Source organism: Halioxenophilus aromaticivorans (assembly GCF_042850945.1).
Lineage (GTDB): Bacteria > Pseudomonadota > Gammaproteobacteria > Pseudomonadales > Cellvibrionaceae > Halioxenophilus > Halioxenophilus aromaticivorans.
On record NZ_AP031496.1, the window covers coordinates 3,309,601 to 3,329,078 of the forward strand.

13 protein-coding genes and 1 tRNA gene are annotated in these 19,478 nt (G+C 50.3%); 2 read left to right on the top strand and 12 right to left on the bottom strand.

Annotation, left to right across the window (positions count from 1 at the left end):
- Nucleotides 1–147: 147 nt before the first annotated feature.
- On the top strand, nt 148–1,203 hold the full coding sequence (locus ACGHM3_RS14370) for a PQQ-dependent sugar dehydrogenase (protein WP_345426480.1): 1,056 nt from the start codon (nt 148–150) through the stop codon (nt 1,201–1,203).
- 120 nt (nt 1,204–1,323) lie between these two features.
- On the opposite strand, the gene ACGHM3_RS14375 is transcribed toward ACGHM3_RS14370, so the two are convergent.
- The 6 genes from ACGHM3_RS14375 to queA all read right to left on the bottom strand — a co-directional run bounded on the left by ACGHM3_RS14375 (nt 1,324) and on the right by queA (nt 10,978).
- Nucleotides 1,324–3,429 carry a PAS domain-containing protein gene (locus ACGHM3_RS14375; protein WP_345426478.1) on the bottom strand — a complete coding sequence of 702 codons (2,106 nt, stop codon included), beginning with the start codon at nt 3,427–3,429 and terminating at the stop codon, nt 1,324–1,326.
- A 28-nt stretch (nt 3,430–3,457) separates the two neighbouring features.
- Nucleotides 3,458–5,470: an ATP-binding protein gene (locus ACGHM3_RS14380; protein WP_345426475.1), complete on the bottom strand. Its 2,013-nt coding sequence runs from the start codon at nt 5,468–5,470 to the stop codon at nt 3,458–3,460.
- 186 nt (nt 5,471–5,656) lie between these two features.
- Nucleotides 5,657–6,637: a protein translocase subunit SecF gene (gene secF / locus ACGHM3_RS14385; RefSeq protein WP_345426473.1), complete on the bottom strand. Its 981-nt coding sequence runs from the start codon at nt 6,635–6,637 to the stop codon at nt 5,657–5,659.
- A gap of 20 nt (nt 6,638–6,657) precedes the next feature.
- Nucleotides 6,658–8,535, bottom strand: coding sequence for a protein translocase subunit SecD (gene secD, locus ACGHM3_RS14390; protein WP_345426471.1), 1,878 nt, complete (start codon nt 8,533–8,535; stop codon nt 6,658–6,660).
- 230 nt (nt 8,536–8,765) lie between these two features.
- Nucleotides 8,766–9,899: a tRNA guanosine(34) transglycosylase Tgt gene (gene tgt / locus ACGHM3_RS14395; protein WP_345426469.1), complete on the bottom strand. Its 1,134-nt coding sequence runs from the start codon at nt 9,897–9,899 to the stop codon at nt 8,766–8,768.
- Between the two features lie 2 nt (nt 9,900–9,901).
- Nucleotides 9,902–10,978 (bottom strand): tRNA preQ1(34) S-adenosylmethionine ribosyltransferase-isomerase QueA, encoded by a 1,077-nt coding sequence (queA, locus tag ACGHM3_RS14400; RefSeq protein WP_345426467.1) that lies wholly within the window; start codon nt 10,976–10,978, stop codon nt 9,902–9,904.
- 450 nt (nt 10,979–11,428) lie between these two features.
- Between queA and ACGHM3_RS14405 the strand changes: the two genes are divergently transcribed.
- Nucleotides 11,429–11,515, top strand: a tRNA-Leu gene (locus ACGHM3_RS14405).
- Nucleotides 11,516–11,591: 76 nt separating this feature from the next.
- Here the strand turns inward: ACGHM3_RS14405 and ACGHM3_RS14410 are convergent.
- The 6 genes from ACGHM3_RS14410 to ACGHM3_RS14435 form a co-directional block, all read right to left on the bottom strand.
- A complete protein-coding gene (locus ACGHM3_RS14410; RefSeq protein ID WP_345426465.1) occupies nt 11,592–12,212 on the bottom strand; it encodes a histidine phosphatase family protein in 621 nt (206 codons plus the stop codon).
- Between the two features lie 68 nt (nt 12,213–12,280).
- Nucleotides 12,281–13,033, bottom strand: a complete 753-nt coding sequence (locus ACGHM3_RS14415) for a hypothetical protein (protein ID WP_345426463.1) — start codon at nt 13,031–13,033, stop codon at nt 12,281–12,283.
- Between the two features lie 291 nt (nt 13,034–13,324).
- Nucleotides 13,325–14,767 (bottom strand): DUF1996 domain-containing protein, encoded by a 1,443-nt coding sequence (locus ACGHM3_RS14420; protein WP_345426461.1) that lies wholly within the window; start codon nt 14,765–14,767, stop codon nt 13,325–13,327.
- Nucleotides 14,768–15,622: 855 nt separating this feature from the next.
- Entirely contained in the window at nt 15,623–17,140 is a 1,518-nt protein-coding gene (gene lysS / locus ACGHM3_RS14425) for a lysine--tRNA ligase (protein ID WP_345426458.1), read from the bottom strand.
- 61 nt (nt 17,141–17,201) lie between these two features.
- Nucleotides 17,202–18,297 (bottom strand): peptide chain release factor 2 gene (gene prfB / locus ACGHM3_RS14430; RefSeq protein WP_345426456.1). Its coding sequence is split into 2 segments (ribosomal slippage): nt 17,202–18,224 and nt 18,226–18,297, totalling 1,095 coding nucleotides; the frame shifts between segments, so codons are not numbered across the junction.
- Nucleotides 18,298–18,410: 113 nt separating this feature from the next.
- Nucleotides 18,411–19,316 (bottom strand): AEC family transporter, encoded by a 906-nt coding sequence (locus ACGHM3_RS14435; protein WP_345426454.1) that lies wholly within the window; start codon nt 19,314–19,316, stop codon nt 18,411–18,413.
- Between the last annotated feature and the right edge of the window lie 162 nt (nt 19,317–19,478).

Sequence of the window (19,478 nt, forward strand, 5' to 3'; positions counted from 1 at the left end):
TCGTTGTGGCCCTTGCCGCCACAACGCCACCCACCCATCAGCGGCGCAGATAACTCTAACCAAGAAGGATTGCCCGCTATCATGCATCGCCTTAAGAGCACCCTCCAAAGCGCAACATTCGCAACCTCCCTAGCACTCGCTGGCCTTGTGAGCGCGCCGACCAATACCTACGCAGATTCCGAGTACGCCGTGACACAAATTGCCGCCGACCTAGGCATCCCCTGGGGTATGGCATGGCTGAGCCCAAAGTCCATCATCGTCACCGACCGCAGTGGCAAGGTTAACCGATTAGACACGGACAGCGGCAAGACCCAGGCCATAAGCGGTGCGCCGGAGGTATGGGCTCGCGGCCAAGGTGGCTTGCTAGACGTTGCCACTAATGGCCAATACCAGGCAGGTGACTGGCTCTACTTCAGTTACAGTAAGCCAACTAAAGAAGGCGCCGCCACTACATTGGCTCGAGCAAAGCTGTCAGGTAACGCCCTAACCGACTGGCAAGATTTACTCGTCACCGACTCTTCCAGCGATAAGCGCGTGCACTTTGGTGGCCGAATCGCCATCAAAGATGGCTTTATCTATATGGGTGTTGGCGACCGAGGCAATCGGCCTAACGGGCAAAACCTAAACACGCACGCCGGTAAGATATTGCGCGTTGCACTGGATGGAACGACACCGGAATCAAACCCTTTTACCAAACAGGGTAAAGCCAAAGCCGAGATTTGGAGCTATGGCCACCGCAACCCACAAGGGCTCTGTTTTGATAATCGAAACCGGCTGTGGGAAAGCGAACATGGCCCTCGCGGCGGCGACGAAATCAATCTAATTGAAGCCGGCGGAAACTATGGTTGGGCCACCGTATCCTATGGTAAGGAGTACCACTCTCCCGCAGCGGTTGGCGAAGCCACTGAAAAGCCGGGTATGGTGTCCCCGAAAGAAGTGTACATACCCTCGATTGCGCCGGGCAGCTTACTTTGCTACCACAACACCGAAACAGCATGGGCCAATCGCTTATTCTTGGGCGCCCTAAAACTTCAGCACCTCAGTTGGGTAGCCATATATGACGACCTTAGCGTTACCGATGCTCAGCAACTGTTGAGCGATCAGGGTTATCGAATTCGATCGTTACTGGAAGATCACAACGGAGACATCATTTTTGCCGTTGATGGTGGCCAAGTTTACCGCTACACACCGACCGATAAGTAGATGAAATCCTGCTAATTTGTATCTGGATGGATGCATTTATTCTAGCGGCAATCTATCGATTAATGTTGTGGGCCGAGCCAGCCCGCCAAAGCCTAATGACCGGTGTTCAATGATCAATAACTAGTGAACCAGGGAATTGACCACCATGGTCAACTGCTCCACGTCTACGGGCTTAGTAATATAATCCGTAAAGCCCGCATCCAGCGCTCGCTGTATGTCATCTCTGGCGGTATTGGCGGACAAAGCAATCACCGGGATTGATTCCGTTGAGAGGTCACTTCTGAGTATGGTGAGTACCTCATAGCCGTCGATACCCGGCATATTGATATCCAGTATGATGATATCCGGCGCGGTGTTGCGGGCTTTGAATAACCCCGTAATGCTCTCGTCGGCCACCTCAAATTGCAAACCATTGAATTGACTAAAATACTGCTCTAACACCGCGATGTTTGCCGAGTTATCTTCAATGTATAGAAAACACTTGCCAACAAAAAGGTCATTGTTTACGGAAAAATCTTCACCCAGCGCCACCGCCTTAGGAATGTAATCCGATTGCTCTGTGATGGTTAATTCATGCTTAATCAATGGTAATTGAATTTGAAAACACGTACCTACGCCCTCCTCGCTGTCAAACAACAAATTGCCCGACATAAGCTCCACCAAACTTTTTGATATTGCCAAACCAATCCCTGAGCCCTGGTCTACTTGTTCATCACCCACCCTATGGCCGAAGGGTTCAAACATCATATCTTGCTCTGACTTACTGATACCTCGGCCATTGTCTCGCACAGAAACCACCAAGTAATCATTGGTGGTGGTGGCCAAGCTAACGATAATGCGCCCGCCAATACGACAACTCAACACACAAAAGTCGATTAGATTAGTCACCGCTTGGCGCAACGCGTTTTGATCGGCCCGCACGTAAACTGAAGTTAGGTGATGGGGCTCAAAGCTCAAACTTACGTCTTTTAATTCAGCGACGTGTTGACTCTGAACAAAGACATCTTCAATAAGCGCGGCCACTGCCACAGGCTCCAACGAACACAACAACTTACCCGCTTCTATTTTGGACAGCTCTAAAACATCGTTAATAAGATCTAATAATTTATGACCAGCGCGGTTGATTTCACTGATATTTTCCCGCTGCTCCTCGGTGACGTTATCCGCGTAATCGAACAGCTGCGTAAAGCCGATAATAGCGTTCATCGGCGTGCGCAGCTCATGGCTCATGTTAGACAAAAATTCTGATTTTGCTTTATTCGCTTGTTCCGCCAAACTCTTCGCTGAAGTTAACCGTTCTTGGGCTCGTTTTAATTCAGTGATATCGATGTTGGCGCCGGAGAGATATTCAATCGCACCGTTTTCATCATAAATGACGTCACCGCGTGAACGAATCCACATCCATTCATCGTGTATATTTTTAATTCGATATTCAACGTCGATTTCACCACCGCTTTCCATTGGTAAGGTTAGCGCCAAGTCAAATTCAGAACGGTCTAAGGGGTGCACTCTTGCTCGCCACAGTCTATGCCGCCGTAAACCCATTTCAATATCTTCGACATTGAAGCCCAACAATCGCCAGCAGCCCTGGGAAAAGCTAAGCCGGCCATCGCGCAAGCTCCACTCCCAGATACCATCGTTGGAGGATTTGAGGATGCGTTGGAATAACGACTGATTTTCACGCAGGCTTTGCTCAGCGTATTTTTCGTTGGTGATATCGTAATTGACACCAGACATGTACACGATTTTGTTGTCTGAGTTGCGCAGGGTTTGCGCCCGTAAATGAGTCCAGCGATAGGTGCCATTTTTACAGCGCATCCGATAGGACTGCTGCAGGGGGACCGAGCTGTCTTTGCGGTGTTTTTCGAGTATTTTGGCCAACGGTGGATGATCGTTCTCATGCACAAAGCTCATGGCATGTTCAACGGTATCAATGGCTTCGATTTCTTCCGCCGAGTAACCTAGCGCACGCCACAACTGGCTATTGAATACGGTAAACCGCCAGGTTTTGATGTCCCATTCCCAAGTACCAAAACCCCAGACGTTCTGCAACCGAAAGTAAGTATCGTGTAACTTGCTCAACTCAGCGCCGCCGTTAACTTGCTCCTGGTGAAAGGCCTCCAGATTGCGCTGCATTTTGGCTTCAGTCGAGGCCGTGTTACCACCCAACCCAGACAACTCAACCAAGCTGGTTAGCAAGGGCTTTTTATTATCCTCATCAATCATTAATGGTGGCCTTTTCGGGTTGGTAACATTACTTCAGCACTCTTTGCAAAGCGTTCATCAACTGGCCGATATTAATGGGCTTAGACAACAGTGACACGATTCCCAGCTCTGCTAACTTTTGTTCCTGGGCGCGGCTGGCACCATTAACGAACGCTAGCTTGGGAATGGACTTGGTATCCGAATCGCTGTTTAGGATTTTTATCACCTCCAGCGTATCGGACTCGTTTTCGGCCAAGTCCAACAGCAGCACATCGGGTTTTTCGGTACGCGCCTTATAAACGCCCAGCAATGGCTCATCCGCCACCTCAAGCGCAAGGTTATTGATATGGTGAAACAACTTGCTCATTAAACGAGCGTTGGCGGCGCTGTCTTCGATAAATAAAATCTTTTTAGGGCTTTGCAAATCCAGCGAAAAGGTTTTGTTTTCGTCGATTATGGAGTCTATTGACAAGCTGACATCGTCGGCAAAAGACTCACACCTCGGCAAATGAATCTCAAAGCAGCTACCGATATCCTGCTGACTGTATACTGAAATAGTGCCGCCCATCATTTCCACCAAGCTTTTGGTAATAACCAAGCCAACGCCACTGCCTTCTATGGCGGTTTTCTCTGCGCCCAAACGGTTAAAAGGCTGGAATAATTCAGCCTGCTTAGCTTCGGATATTCCATATCCGTTGTCCTCAACACTAATACACACCTGGTCTTCGTCGAGGACAAAAATCTTGACGTTTACCCAGCCAGCCGTGCGGTTGTATTTGATGCCGTTGCTGAACAAATTTAACAGCACTTGCTTTAACCGCACTCGGTCACACAGAGCGATCAAGTCCTCTGACTCGTCGATTTCCGTGTTAAATGAAATACCCAATGCAGATGATTGAGGCTGACTAAGGGCGACACAATCACGGGCAATATCCGGAATATTAACCGGCTCGAGCGTCAAGTTAACATTGCCAGATTCAATTTTCGACAAATCCAATACGTCATCGATCAGCTGGATTAGATGTTCGCCGGCCTTGCGGATCTCACGCACATTGGTGCGTTGCTGGGAGGTTAAATTGGTATCAAATTCGAACAATTGCGCGTAGCCCAAAATCGCATTCATGGGCGTACGCAACTCCTGACTCATACCCGATAGAAATTTAGATTTTGATAAATTTGCGCTCTCGGCATCATCGCGAGCCCTTTCCATACGATCCTGGGCCAACTTGATTTCGGTAATATCAATGTTTGTACCAGAAATAACCATCAACTGGCCTAACTCGTCATAGCCACCAACTGCTCGAGTTCTCACCCATCGATAGATGCCGTCTCTATCAGCGACCCGATAAGCAACATCAAACGTTGATTGTTCCTCGTAGGTTTTGCGTACGGCCTTACGGAAGCCGGGGTAATCTTCGGCGTGAATTCTTCGGGTCCACCCCTGTAACGCATTTTTGGCACCCAGTGCTATCTCGTCGTAGCTGTTAAAACCCAGGTGCTGCATTACCCTATCGGAGCATTCCATGCGGTCGTTAATCACGTCCCACTCCCAAATTCCGTCGTTACAGGCATTCATAATGCGCTGTAAACGCAACTCTGCGGTTCGCAAAGCTTCTTGGGTGCGGTGCAATGCCGAGGCATCAAAGGCGACACCGACTATGTCAGTGATTATTCCGCTATCGTCGCGCAGAGAATTAGCCATTGTGGTAACCCACATATAGCCACCCGTTTTTCGCTGCAATCGGAAGCTGAGATGAATAGGCGTATTGTGATGAGCGTGATGCCGAATAATGGCGACGCTGCGTTCTAGATCGTCTGGGTGGAAAAGCCCACGGACTTGGTTTACTTGCGTGAGGCATTGCACCTCATCGAAGTCGTAGCCAGCGAGCTTGCACAGTTCGCCGTGGATACTGAAGTTTTGACTGGCCTGGTGCCACTGCCAGAACGCAAAACCATCAATACCCATTAGGCATCGATAGCGATTTATTGTTTGCAATTGTTGGTCAGAAAACTGGAGATTACTGAGCCATTCAAGGGAACACGGAAACTGCTTTACAGACACAAATTACCCTTCCTTTAAACTCACAGTACGCCTAGGCGCTTTGCAAATGCCAGAAACCCGTGGCGTGGCAAATACCCCATTCAGGCTAATAGCACAACAAAACAACAAAGCCTTAGACCAGCGAACCCGCTCATAGGAGCGGGCAATAGCATACAACGCTAAGCTAGCAGTGCGGCCGGCAGTGCGCTACGGCATTTCGTCGAACTCGGCCCCCTCTTTCGGTTGCTCGATAAGATCCTGGGTGTTGATATTCATGGCCAGTAGTATATTGGCAGCGACGTAAATTGAGGAATAGGTACCAATAACCACGCCCACAATCAACGCGATAGAGAAGCCGTGGATAAGCTCACCGCCGACAAAAAACAAGGCCAGTAGTACCAACAAAGTGGTCAAAGAGGTTACCAACGTACGGCCCAGAGTTTCGCTCAATGAAATATTGATAATCTCAATCGCATCGCTTTGGCGAACGCGGCGAAAGTTTTCCCGGATTCGGTCAGAAACCACAATAGTATCGTTCAAAGAATAACCGATCACCGCCAGAATCGCGGCCAGTACGGTGAGATCGAAATCCAAGTGTAGAATTGAGAACACCCCCAAAACCACGATGACGTCGTGGATCAGAGCCACCACCGCACCCACAGAGAATTTAAACTGGAAACGAAACGCCACGTAGCCCATAACAATTAACAGCGCCACGATCATACCCAAGCCACCTTGGTCGCGCAGTTCGGCGCCAACTTGAGGGCCAACAAACTCGCTGCGCTTAATCACAACGCCGTCACCATCCACAGCCAATGCCTGGGAAACACGGTCGGTTAAGGTTGGCCCTTGGGCTGTCCCTTCCTCACCTTGATTGCGGGTTGGCTCTTCCATTTGTTGCAAGCGAATCATTACTTCGGTTTCTACTCCGAAGTGGTTGACCACCGCGCCATCAAAACCCGCAGAGGTGAGCTGGCTTCGGATCGCGGCCAAGTCTGCCGGCTGTTTATATTCCAGCTCAATTTGCGTGCCGCCAGTAAAGTCCAAGCCAAATTGAAGCCCGTTGAATATCAATGAGCCAATGGACGCTAGCAAAATTACCGCGGAGAACACCGCAGCAACGAAGCGGTATTTCATGAAGTTGATCACTTTTAGGTGATCTGGAGTTGATACGTTAGATTCTGACATGTCTTTTGCTCAGGTGGCGGTTAAATCCAAAGTTTCTCTACACGACGTCCGCCGTAGATTAAATTGACAATGGCTCGAGTGACCATAATGGCACTGAACATTGAGGTCACAATACCAATAGCCAGGGTTACGGCAAACCCCTTCACCGGGCCTGAACCCACGCCGTAAAGGATCACGGCTACAATCAAAGTCGTTAAGTTGGCATCGAGAATCGTGGTAAAAGCACGCTCAAAGCCACTGTTAATAGCAGACTGTGACGGCAACCCGTTTTTAAGCTCCTCTCTAATACGCGAGAAAATCAACACGTTGGCGTCCACCGCCATCCCCACCGTTAGAACAATACCCGCAATGCCCGGCAGCGTGAGCGTTGCTCCAACGATGGACATAACCGCTACCAGCAACATCATGTTTACCGCAAGAGCAATATTCGCAGCCAAGCCAAAAACACGGTAAAACACCAACATAAATAACAGCACAAAGCCCAAACCGAGCTGCACAGAAATCACGCCCAGCTTGATGTTTTCAGCACCCAGTGACGGACCGATGGTGCTTTCTTGTACAAAATACATCGGCGCAGCCAGGGCCCCGGAACGCAGTAGCAAGGCAAGTTCGGATGCCTCTGCGGGGGAATCTAAGCCGGTAATTCGGAATTGTACGCCCAGTGCAGCCTGAATGGTGGCCAAGCTGATCATGCTGCGTTCGACATCTTGGCTATAGGTGAAATGTTCTTCGCCGTTTTCATCGATAGTGCGCTCGGTGCGGGTTTTGTAATCAATAAACAACACCCCCATACGGCGGCCAATATTGTTGCGCGTGGCGCGGTGCATTTTAGTACCGCCTTCGCTGTCCAGGGTGATGTTCACCTGGGGTTGGCCGGTTTGGGGGTCAAACCCTGTGCTGGCGTGGGAGACGTTAGAGCCTCCAATCATCACCTTGCGCTCCAACCAAGCCGGGCCAAATCGGCGCTGATCAACCTCGGATCGGTAATTGAACTGCTCGCGGCTGGAAGCCAAGGAGTCCGGGTCTGCTTCTAAACGGAACTCTAGGTTGGCGGTTTTACCAATAATTCGTTTAGCCTCGGCGGTATCCTGCACACCGGGCAATTCGACAACAATACGGTTGCGCCCCTGGCGCTGCACAATGGGCTCACTCACCCCGAGTTCATTGACTCGATTACGCAGGGTTGCCAAGTTTTGGGCAACCGCATAATCCTCGATTTCGGCGATGCCTGGCTCACCCATGGTCATGATGAGGTAATGCTTACCATCCCGGAGTTCATCTTCGCGCAGCATGTTTGGGTAGTCTTTACGTACTACCGCGGCGGCTTTATTGAGTTCTTCCTGGTCAGGGAAACGCGCTTGCACCACGTTATCGTCGCTGATGGCGACACGCCCTTCGTAGCGGATACTCTCCTCCCGCCACTTGGATTTCATTTCATCAGCCAGACTCTCCAAACGTTTGGCTATGGCGCTGGGGGTATCCACCTCCATTAAGAAGTGCACACCGCCGCTTAGGTCGAGACCTAACTTCATAGGCTGGGCGCCCATACTCTCTAACCACTTAGGTGTGTTGGAGGCTTGGTTCAAGGCCACCACAAATCGATCCCCTAGAGCCCGCTGCACCGCTGCTTTGGCCTGCCGCTGGGCCTCCAAAGAGGTTACTCGGATCAAAGCAGGCCCCTCGCCGGTGGCGGTGCCGCCAAAATATTCAATACCGGCATCGTCTAATGCTTGGGTAGCTTTGTTAAGCACGGCTTGGTCGATCACCATGGCGCTGGATTCACCCGAGATCTGAATAGCAGGGTCCGGCTTATAAAGGTTGGGCGCAGCGTAAAGGGCCCCCATCACAACGATAAAGAGGATGAGAAGATACTTCCAAAGGGGATAACGATTGAGCATTTTCGAGGTGTTCCAGTTGGTTTCGCCAACAAAACCAATCTTTATTAAGTGACTTTTCCATTCACAAGCGACGCGGCTTGGAGCAGCTGGCGATTATAACCACAATCGCCAAGCTTCCCAGCCAAGCACTATGAAAATACTTTATGACAGGCCTGTTACCGCCAGTGACTGACGCCAACCTACCTGAGACAAATCAAATATCAGCTAAGGTGAGGGGTAAATAACAAATATCAACCCCCGGCAGGCCGCTTTACCCCCTGCTGCTGATAAAAGGTTTCAACGAACTCGCCCAGGGCTTGTGACTCTATCGCCTGCCGAAGCCCTGCCATGACGGCTTGATAAAACCGTAAATTGTGAATTGTGTTTAATTGAGCGCCTAAAATCTCACCACATTTATCCAAATGATGGAGATAAGCGCGGCTAAAATTGGCACAGGTATAACAATCGCAGTTTTCGTCCAAAGGATTGGTATCGTGCCGATGTTTGGCGTTGCGGATTTTGATTACGCCACCGCTGGTAAAGAGGTGACCATTACGAGCATTACGAGTTGGCATAACGCAGTCAAACATATCTACACCACGCAACACCGCCTCTACAATGTCCTCAGGCTTACCCACCCCCATCAAGTACCGAGGCTTATCAACCGGCATCTTGGAGGGAAGGTAATCCAGAATTTTCAGCATTTCTTCTTTGGGCTCGCCAACACTCAACCCACCAATGGCATAGCCATCAAAGCCGATGTCGGTTAAGCCATTTAATGAAATATCGCGCAGTGGCTCGTACATGCCGCCTTGCACAATTCCGAACAGCGCCGAGGGGCTGTCCCCGTGGGCCGCCTTACTGCGTGCCGCCCAGCGTAAAGAAAGCTCCATGGATTGCCTAGCTTCAACCTCCGTGGCCGGATAAGGCGTGCATTCGTCAAAAATCATAACGATGTCGGAGCCCAGCTCTCTCTGCACCTGCATAGAGGTCTCTGGGTCTATAAAGACGGGACTACCGTCCACTGGCGACCGGAAAGAGACGCCCTTCTCAGTAATCTTGCGCATATCGCCAAGACTGAACACCTGAAAACCGCCCGAATCCGTGAGAATCGGTTTTTGCCACTGCATAAAATCGTGCAGATCACCGTGTGCTCGCACTACCTGGGTACCCGGCCGTAGCATCAAATGAAAGGTATTACCCAAAATAATCTCTGCACCAATGGCTTCGATATCCCTAGGCAACATGCCCTTTACCGTGCCGTAAGTGCCCACTGGCATAAAAGCAGGCGTTTCTATGGTACCCCGTGGAAAAGTCAGACGGCCACGTCGCGCAGCACCCTCCTCGCCCAGCAATTCAAAATTCATAAAACATTGTCGAGACAAAACTAATCCTCTGGCTGATTAGACGCAGTAACCAACTGGGGCGCATGCGTATTGCGCGTAATGTACATGGCATCGCCGTAGCTGAAAAAGCGGTACTCCTGCTCTACCGCGCTATGATAGGCGGCCATGGTGTGTTTAAAGCCAGCAAATGCAGATACCAACATAATGAGCGTGGATTCCGGCAAATGAAAATTGGTGATCAAGGCATCGACCACATTGAACTCATAGCCGGGGTAAATAAAGATATCGGTGTCGCCCTCGAAAGGCGCTAGGGTACCGGTTTTTGAGGCGGTTTCCAGGCACCTTACGCTGGTGGTACCAACGGCAACCACCTTGCCGCCACGCGCCTTGGTGGCTCGGACCTGTTGGCACAGCTGATCCGACACCTGTATCCATTCGCGGTGCATGTGGTGCTGGGTAATGTCATCCACTTTTACCGGCTGAAAAGTACCAGCTCCCACATGTAGCGTAACAAAGCCTAGCTCCACCGCCTTAGCTTTCACCTGATCCAACAGAGCATCATCAAAGTGCAACCCCGCCGTAGGCGCCGCAACGGCTCCGGCTTTGTCTTTGTCGCTGTATACCGTTTGGTAGCGTTCCCGGTCGGCTTGGTCGTCTTCGCGCTCTATATAAGGTGGCAAGGGCATATGGCCCAATTGATCCAGCCGTTCAATCACAGAAACATCGCTGTCGAAAGCCAATTCAAACAATGCGCCCTGCCGGCCGGTAACGCTCACTGAGGAGCCATCCTCCAACAGGATTACCGATCCCGGCTTTGGCGAACGGCTGGCCCGTACATGGGCCAATACAGCAAAGTTGGGCAGTAGCCGCTCAATCAGTATCTCAACTTTGCCGCCGGTTTGCTTTTGGCCAAACAAACGCGCAGGTATGACGCGAGTATCGTTAAGTACCAGAAGATCGCCGCTATTGAGCTGGTCTAGCACATCAGTAAACTGGCCATGGTCCATTCTGCCAGAAGTGCCATCCAACAATAGAAGCCGACTTCCTGAACGCTTGGCAGCGGGCTCAACAGCAATAAGATGTTTGGGTAGATCGTAGTAGAAATCGTGCTTTTGCATTACATTTCGAATGGTTTTGGGTATGGGCGCATGGCCCCAAAGCTAAAAGGCGCCAAGGGTACCCAAAAATCAACCCGCAGGCCAATAACATTACTGCGCACAAACTGTTGACGGCAACCAAACCATGGCTATAATACGCCCCACTTCGTTAACACCTGTAGGGCAAAAACCTTAGCCACAACAGGAACTTAGCAAAGGTGAACAAATTTCAGCCTTAGCGAAAAGTTGAATGAATTACTAAACGGCAAGAGACTGAGCCGTCAATCAGTCTAAGCAGTGAATTTAACTGCAAGAGTTTATGCCAGAGTGGTGAAATTGGTAGCAGATTGCGATTGAGCAATCTGGCGGGATTCAAAAGCCCATGCCCCCACCCGAGGCAATAAATTGCAAAACGGCAAGAGACTGAGCCGTCAATCAGTCTAAGCAGTGAATTTAACTGCAAGAGTTTATGCCAGAGTGGTGAAATTGGTAGACACACGGGATTCAAAATCCCGCGCCGTAAAAAGCGTGCCGGTTCGAGTCCGGCCTCTGGTACCATACAAACAAGCCTCGCGAATGCGGGGCTTTTTTGTTTGTATTTTCTATTCCTTAGGCTAGGCCCGCTGCAGAGCCCCTACCCCAATCGACACAAAACCACCCGCCGCCGCTCAGCAGAGGTATACACTTTAAACTGCAAGCGGCCGGCATATGGGATCTCAAACCCGCCCAGCTGTGATAACGGCAACCCAAGCAAGCTGACCACCAGGGCGCGTATAGTTACCCCGTGCTGAACAAACAATAGGCGTTGGTTTTGATGGCTGTCTAAGTAGCGCCAAAAGGCATTGGCAACGCGCCGCTGAACATCGACCACAGGCTCCCCATTCGGCGGCGTTACTTGGGAAGGGTCTTTGTAGAAAGATGCCACCTCAGCGGCATGCTCGCGATGCACCTCCTCAACCAATCGGCCCTCCCAATGGCCAAAGTTCATCTCGCGCAGGTCCGGCTCAACGGTTAGCGGTAGGTCATAGCGTTTAGAGAGATGAGCCGCAAAATCATGACACCGCACCAGTGGCGAGGTGATAACGCGCTGCCAGGGCGGCGCCGGCAGCGCGTGGGCCACAGCCTCTTCCATTTGCTGCCAGCCACGGTCGGTGAGCGCTACATCGGTGCTACCCCGATAAATCTCACCGCCCTGGCATTCACCGTGGCGCATAACATCCACCAAGGTCACCGACTCGTTGTTAAATTTTTTCAATCTATACTACCCCACTTGGCTCCTAACAGTGCCGGGGTATCCTAACACGGAAGCCGCTAAAGCCGACCCTAGCGGCCGGAAGTCACAGCCTCATTATTGAAGATAATGGACACTGGGGTAGCCCCCACCAAGGAGCGGGGATTTTTATAACCCTGCACAATGAATTCACAGGGACGGTTTTCCGACTCGGCAAACACTTTAAGCTGAAATGGCAGCTGAGTATCAAAACGGGACTGTTTACCACAGTATTCATTGCCAGGCACCAGCCGCACCCAATCGAGCCCCGCGGGCGTTGCTACCGACACACCAATCACCTCCGCATAGGGTATTGCCGCCACACCGTTTTCCACGGTCCCTAAGTAGGTGTTAGTGTCTAGATCATACAGCTCTAGCCGGGCAAAGTTTTCCGGCACCGCAGGTTGAGCCAAACCTGCCTCGCCGGAAAAACTGATGGCGACTGTGTGGCTACCCACCCAGTTCCAAGGTGCTTTCCAGCCGACGAATTGCAGAGCGCAATCACTGGCTTCAGATAATGGGTGAACCAAAAACTCAAACGGGCCTTTAGCTACCATTATACGCTCAGTACCGCAATCTGAATTTAACGGCTCCAACCGAATTTTATTGGCTGAAGCATCAGGAATAACTTTAATGAGCAGACTTTCTCTAAACGGAACAGTTTGGTGTTGAGATCCAACCCGAGCTAACAACGAGCCGTCATTGGCATCGTAAACTTCAATTTCTACAAACGCTTTCGCTAAACCAGCAACGAACAAGCACAAACATGCAAGTACAACACGCAACACACACAATTGATGACGCATAGGCTCCCCCATGACAATACAGCTTAAATATCAAATAGGCGCTAGTGGAAAATCGTAGAACTTTTTAGCAGAGAAAATGGCAGCCACAACAGCGAAAAAACCACTTAAGAGATACCGTACTTTCTATGTGGTGAGTATTTTTTTTCTGTTATCTCACCTGAATTCGATATTACATTTTGATCGGCTTTATAAAGGGTATTGACTAGAAAAGGAAACGGCCCTAACAATAAATGTGAAGCTTTTAACAATTTAGGCTTCTCAATCATTGCCAGGGCCAAGTAACCGACCGGTCTACATATTCATTGCTTTAAGGGATTTACCGAACGGTGTTTTATCAAACCCTGGAGCTAATTTGTTGAACTGGTAAACCTGTTCGCCGTCCTTGCTGTACCAACGATCACTCAGGTTACCGCCAGAGGTATCAAAGCGGCAATCGCGAGCTTCGATAGTACATTTCAGCATTTGCTTGCTAACAGTGTCGTCCATACCGAACACGTAGTCGGCGTGCAAAGTAGACATGTTAGGCGCGTTGCTCATCATGTCTGAAGCCAAGTAAGGATCGTTACCAACGGTGGCTTCATCGAACACAAGGATCGCGGCAGGCACTGGGAAGCCGTAGGGATGGCTTGCAGGGCAATCTACACTGTTCTTGTTTGGGCCGCCTGGGTAAGAAACGTGGGAGTTAACCACCTTAGACAACTGACCAGGCATATCCTTGTAAGACAAGATAGGACGACCGGTGCGTGTGCCATCGTGGGTAGCCACACAGGATGGGAAGCTTAGGTCGAGGCGAAGAACACGTCGGCCATCCTTAGTGATACGCTCCGCTTTCAACATCTTCTTAGTGAAGTTTTGAGTAGAGTTGGAAGCCAACATCTCTAGGCCCTGAGGAACCACTTGCAGGTGGTTAAAGTTAAGCGACTTAGAGCCAAACTTTTTGTAGTAGATGAAAGTTTCATCGGGTACGGTAACTTCGCCCTTGGTGCTGTATAGAGCTGGAATCCAAAGACCGGCGCGGTAGTTACTGCCACCTTCGCAACTACTGTTACCGGAGAAGGGTAGTGTCTCAGGCGTGGAGTAAGCGTCAGTGTTCGAGTTACCCCAGAACATGTGCAAATGCGCAGCACCGGACAGGCCAGGATAAATAATTGGATCGTCGTAGGAAAGGTGGCTCACAACACAGTAGATGCGGTTGCCGTGGGCGGAACGACCAACAACGTTACCCACTTTGTAGTCTCGGCTACCCGAGGTGCCCTGGGTAAAGTCGATACGGCCGCTCTTCATGGAGATAACTTTATTACCGCCACCGCCGTTATCGCTTGGATCTGGGTCTGGAGTTGGATCTGGATCAGGGGCTGGAGTGGTACCACCACCGCCACCGCCACTATTGCTAGTGCCGTCGAAGCTGACCAAAACCGCCATAGAGTCGACGACTCGGCCTGGGCGTTTCATGGCCTCAATTGTGAATTGGCATTGGCTATCTTCGGACCCTGGTGAGATAACCATTTCGACGGGCTCGCCGCGCTGATATTGACGATTGCGGCCACACTCGTAGTTATCTGGCGTGAGGCGAATCCAGTCAAAATCAATGGTAGACATAATGTTTAGCGATAGATCTTCTGCATACTCAATAGAAGCACTACCGTTTTCGACCACACCCAGGTAAGAACCTGAAGCGTCATCGTAAATAGATACATCAGCAAAATAGGAAGCGTGTAAAGCACCTGAGCTCAAGCTCGCACCTAACAGAAAAGATCGCAGCACTGTTTTGGCAGAAAAAGGCATTTATCCTCCGAAAACCATGAATCAGTTCACACTTCTATGCAGCACCTTTAAGAGCTGATAAAAGTGTATAAGTAAAAATTAAAATCGTTAGCGGACTACAGGACTTTTTTTTGTGGGTCGTTGTATCAAGTAGCAGCATCAATTCGCTTAACAAAAAACAGCTTGTTTGATGTTTTATTCAGAGTAGTAGACCGTTCGAGCTTTCGTCTAGCGAGTGCAGCTCGTTTTTAGCCAACTACGTCACAAATCCCCAACAAAACTTTACGTTACTTAACGGGAGTGTTTTGTCTGTCTCATTTGTTACAGCGGGCTAATGTTCCGGTGAATTTATGAGACCAGCACAACGTTAAATAAAAAAGTCAAAATTACTAGCGGCCGTTTCCTTACTTAACTTTAGAAATTGATAACGAAAAATTAACTGCCAAAATGTGTAGGCCCCTAATTACTCAAAACCTAACTTCCGTTGCTTTACCGCGATGTTTTAGTGATTTTTTTTGATCTGCGGTATTTTTGAGCTGCTCCCAAAGCGAAAGAGTCAAAAAACCAACAAACCAATCAGTCAAAACGTTTTATTAAACGACAGGAATAGTGTGCCTGAGCGAAACGAAAAAAACTGTGTTAAATGTCACGCGGTTTTTGAGGAACAGCCCGAAAACTGGCAATTTGATTGTCTACCAAGGCAAGTAAAGTGCAAATGATCAGAGAATGTGAAAAACACAACCTCAAAACATGAAGCAGGTCGCATTTTGAAGAAATTAAAATCCCTCGCCTCAGGTCGCTGCGACGAGGGATAAATTTAGCAAATTAAGCTTGTTGCGGGCGCATGGCAGGGAACAAAATCACATCGCGGATGGAGGGTGAGTCGGTAAACAACATCACCAAGCGATCAATACCAATGCCCTCACCGGCGGTGGGGGGCAAACCGTACTCCAACGCAGTTACATAATCACCGTCATAGTGCATGGCTTCGTCGTCGCCGGCGTCCTTCTCCGCTACCTGGGCCTGAAAGCGCTCGGCTTGATCCTCGGCATCGTTAAGCTCTGAGAAGCCGTTAGCGATTTCTCGCCCACCGACAAAAAACTCAAATCGATCGGTAACAAAAGGGTTGGCGTCGTTGCGCCGCGCCAACGGCGAAACCTCCGCTGGGTAGGCAGTGATAAACGTAGGCTCGTCCAGGCGGTGCTCTACGGTTTTTTCAAATATTTCTATTTGTAGCTTGCCCAATCCCCAGCTGGGTTTTACCGGAATGCGAAGTTGTTCACAAAGCGCAAGGGCTCCATCGACGTTATCAATATTGCTCGCGCCCAGCTCTGGATTAAACTGCAAAATAGAATCAAACACGCTTAGGCGATGGAAAGGCTTGGATAAATCGTAGACTTTCTCAGATTCAATATCGCCCTCTGCATTTTTAGTGGTACTGCGCAATTCCATAGTTCCCAACACAGTTTTTGCTAGCTGCCGCAACATATCTTCGGTGAGGTCCATCAAATCGTTGTAGTCGGCATAGGCCTGGTAGAATTCAAGCATAGTGAATTCCGGATTATGCCGAGTAGAAAGCCCCTCGTTACGGAAATTGCGGTTGATCTCAAAGACTCGGTCAAAGCCCCCCACCACAAGCCGCTTTAGGTACAATTCCGGCGCAATGCGCAGGTACATGTCCATGTCGAGGGCGTTATGGTGCGTTACAAACGGCCGAGCAGAAGCGCCACCGGGAATGGACTGCAGCATGGGCGTTTCCACTTCCAGAAACTCTTTGTCACTGAGATAACCGCGAATAAAATTGATAATTTGCGAACGCTTTTTAAACGCATCGCGCACTTCTGGGTTGGCAATAAGGTCAACGTAGCGCTGACGATAGCGCATTTCCTGGTCAGACAAACCGTGGAATTTGTCCGGCAGCGGGCGCAGTGATTTGGTCAGCAACTGATAGCTTTCCATATTTACGTACAAATCGCCTTTGCCCGATTTGTGCAGCGCGCCACTAACACCGATGATATCGCCCAAATCGATACTCTTGGCAAACGGACGAGCTTCTTTGGTAATGTATAGCTGAATTTGACCACTAACATCCTGCAGCACCATAAACGCACCACGCGAGCGAATCACCCGCCCAGCAACACTTACCTGGTTACCGGCCTCTTCCAAGGCTTCTTTGCTCTGCTCGCCGTATTGGCTCTGCAATTGCGCGGCTTTATTGGCAGGTCTAAAATCGTTAGGGAAAGCCACCTCACCGGAATCGCGGATCTGTTTTAACTTAGCGCGACGCTCAGCAACCAATTTATTGTCATCGGAAGGTGCGGGGGTGTTTGTGGAGTCGCTCATAAGGGTTCCAATAGCTAAACGTTTGGGTGAAAAATTACATTACAGATATGACAAAACCGGGCTAGAGCCCGGCTTTTAGACTGGCCTCGATAAACTGGTCGAGGTCACCATCCAGCACTGCCTGGCAGTTGCTGGTTTGAACGCTGGTACGCAGGTCTTTGATGCGGCTGTCATCCAGTACGTAGGAGCGGATTTGGCTGCCCCAGCCGATGTCTGACTTGCTGTCTTCCAGGGCTTGCTTCTCGGCACTGCGCTTTTGAATCTCTTGCTCGTAGATGCGAGCACGCAACATTTTCCAAGCTCGGTCCCGGTTTTGATGCTGGGAGCGCTCACTCTGACAGGACACCACAATACCACTGGGATTGTGCGTTAAACGCACAGCAGAATCGGTTTTGTTGACGTGCTGGCCACCGGCACCGGACGCACGGTAGGTATCCTCGCGCACATCGGCCTTGTTGATTTCAATCTCGATGTTGTCGTCGATTTCCGGCGACACAAATACCGAACTGAACGAGGTGTGCCGGCGATTACCGGAGTCGAACGGGCTTTTGCGTACCAAGCGGTGCACGCCGGTCTCTGTGCGCAGCCAACCAAAGGCGTATTCACCCTCGAATCGAATGGTGGCGCTCTTAACTCCGGCCACTTCACCCGCGGAGCATTCCTCTAGGGTGGTTTTAAAACCCTTGGCCTCCCCCCAGCGCAGATACATACGCAAGAGCATTTCCGCCCAATCCTGCGCTTCGGTGCCGCCGGAGCCCGACTGAATGTCCAAAAACGCGTTGTTTTCATCCATTTCGCCGGAGAACATGCGACGAAACTCCAGCTTGGCCAACTGCTGCTCCAAGCCGTCAATCTCGGACTGCACCTCGGGCAACAACTCTTCGTCGTTCTCTTCCACCGCCATGGCTAACAGCTCTTGGCCGTCAGCAACGCCCTGGTCGAGGTTATCGATGGTAGCAACCACCGCTTCTAGAGAAGAGCGCTCGCGGCCGAGCTCCTGGGCTCGATCTTGGTCGTTCCAAACACCCGGTTCGGCCAGTTCCGCTTCTACCTCAGTTAGCCGTTCTTGCTTCTCGGCATAGTCAAAGATACCCCCTAAGCACATCGGTACGGCTTTGCAGGTCTTTCAGGGCGTTTTGGTAAGGTGCAATTTCCATTTAGAGATTGTCTCAGGCATAGCGCGGGCACAACCCGCCATCAAAAAAGGAGCGGATTGTACCCTAGCTGCCCGGGGTTGGGGTACCCTTTAGCGCCCGTAAACCGGGCTAATCTAATGCAAACCGGCTTGTTGCAACGCTGTGGAGATCAAATAGGGCAAGGTAACCAGAGAAAGTAGGGTTGAAAGGACCACGGTGCCGGCCACCCTGCCCGGCTGTTCAGTGTATTTGAGTGCCAACAGATAGTTAGACACCGCCGCCGGCATAGCTGATTGAATAATCACCACCCCTCGCACAACACCTTCCAAATCCAACAATTCCGCCACGGCCAGCCCGGCCAACACACCACCGGCCACCCGCATCACAGACAACAAAATACTGTCGCGGATCTCACCCAGACCCAACTTGCCCAGGGAATAGCCCAAAGTGATCAGCATCAACGGGATGGTCAGCCCGGCCAGCAAATCGACGCTGTTTTGCAACCATTGAGGTAAGTGAATACCCTGCCACAACATCAACATGCCGATCAAAGCGCTGTAGACCAGGGGTTGCCGCAACACCTCAAACCGGGAGTGAGCACTTTCTTTGCCCCAAGTGACCAAACCAATACCAAAGGTGAAATTGATGATCACAAACACCAGAAAATAGCTTAGACCTAGGGCCAAGCCGGGTTCTCCAAAGGCAAACAAACACAGAGGCAAGCCCATATTGCCATTATTACCGAACAACAGCGGCGGCAAGGAATTAGCAAAGGTTTGTTTGGTAGCCCATAAAATAATGGCCATTACCGCTAATACCAGGGCAAAAACGCCCAGCGCGGCACTGCCCACGGCCAGTAACGATTTTGCATCAACGTCAGCTTTGCCTAACACGCTGATAATTAAACAGGGAGCGCCAATATTCATCACAATGCGGGTGATAAAATCGGAGGGATAAGGATGGTTCAGCCGAAACCAGCCAAAGCCTATTCCCACGCACACAAAGATCGGGGCTACCGCCGTTAAAATGGCTGTAAACATGTGAAATCCAAGCAGACAAAACAGAAACGGTTGGCCCATTTCAACGAACCAACCAATAAAACGAGTTTCCGCTAAAACAGCTTCCTTGCCCTTTTGCGGATGGGAAATAAAACAACGCGATTTTTTCACGCGAATTCGACCGCTTACGAGATCGAATTCGTT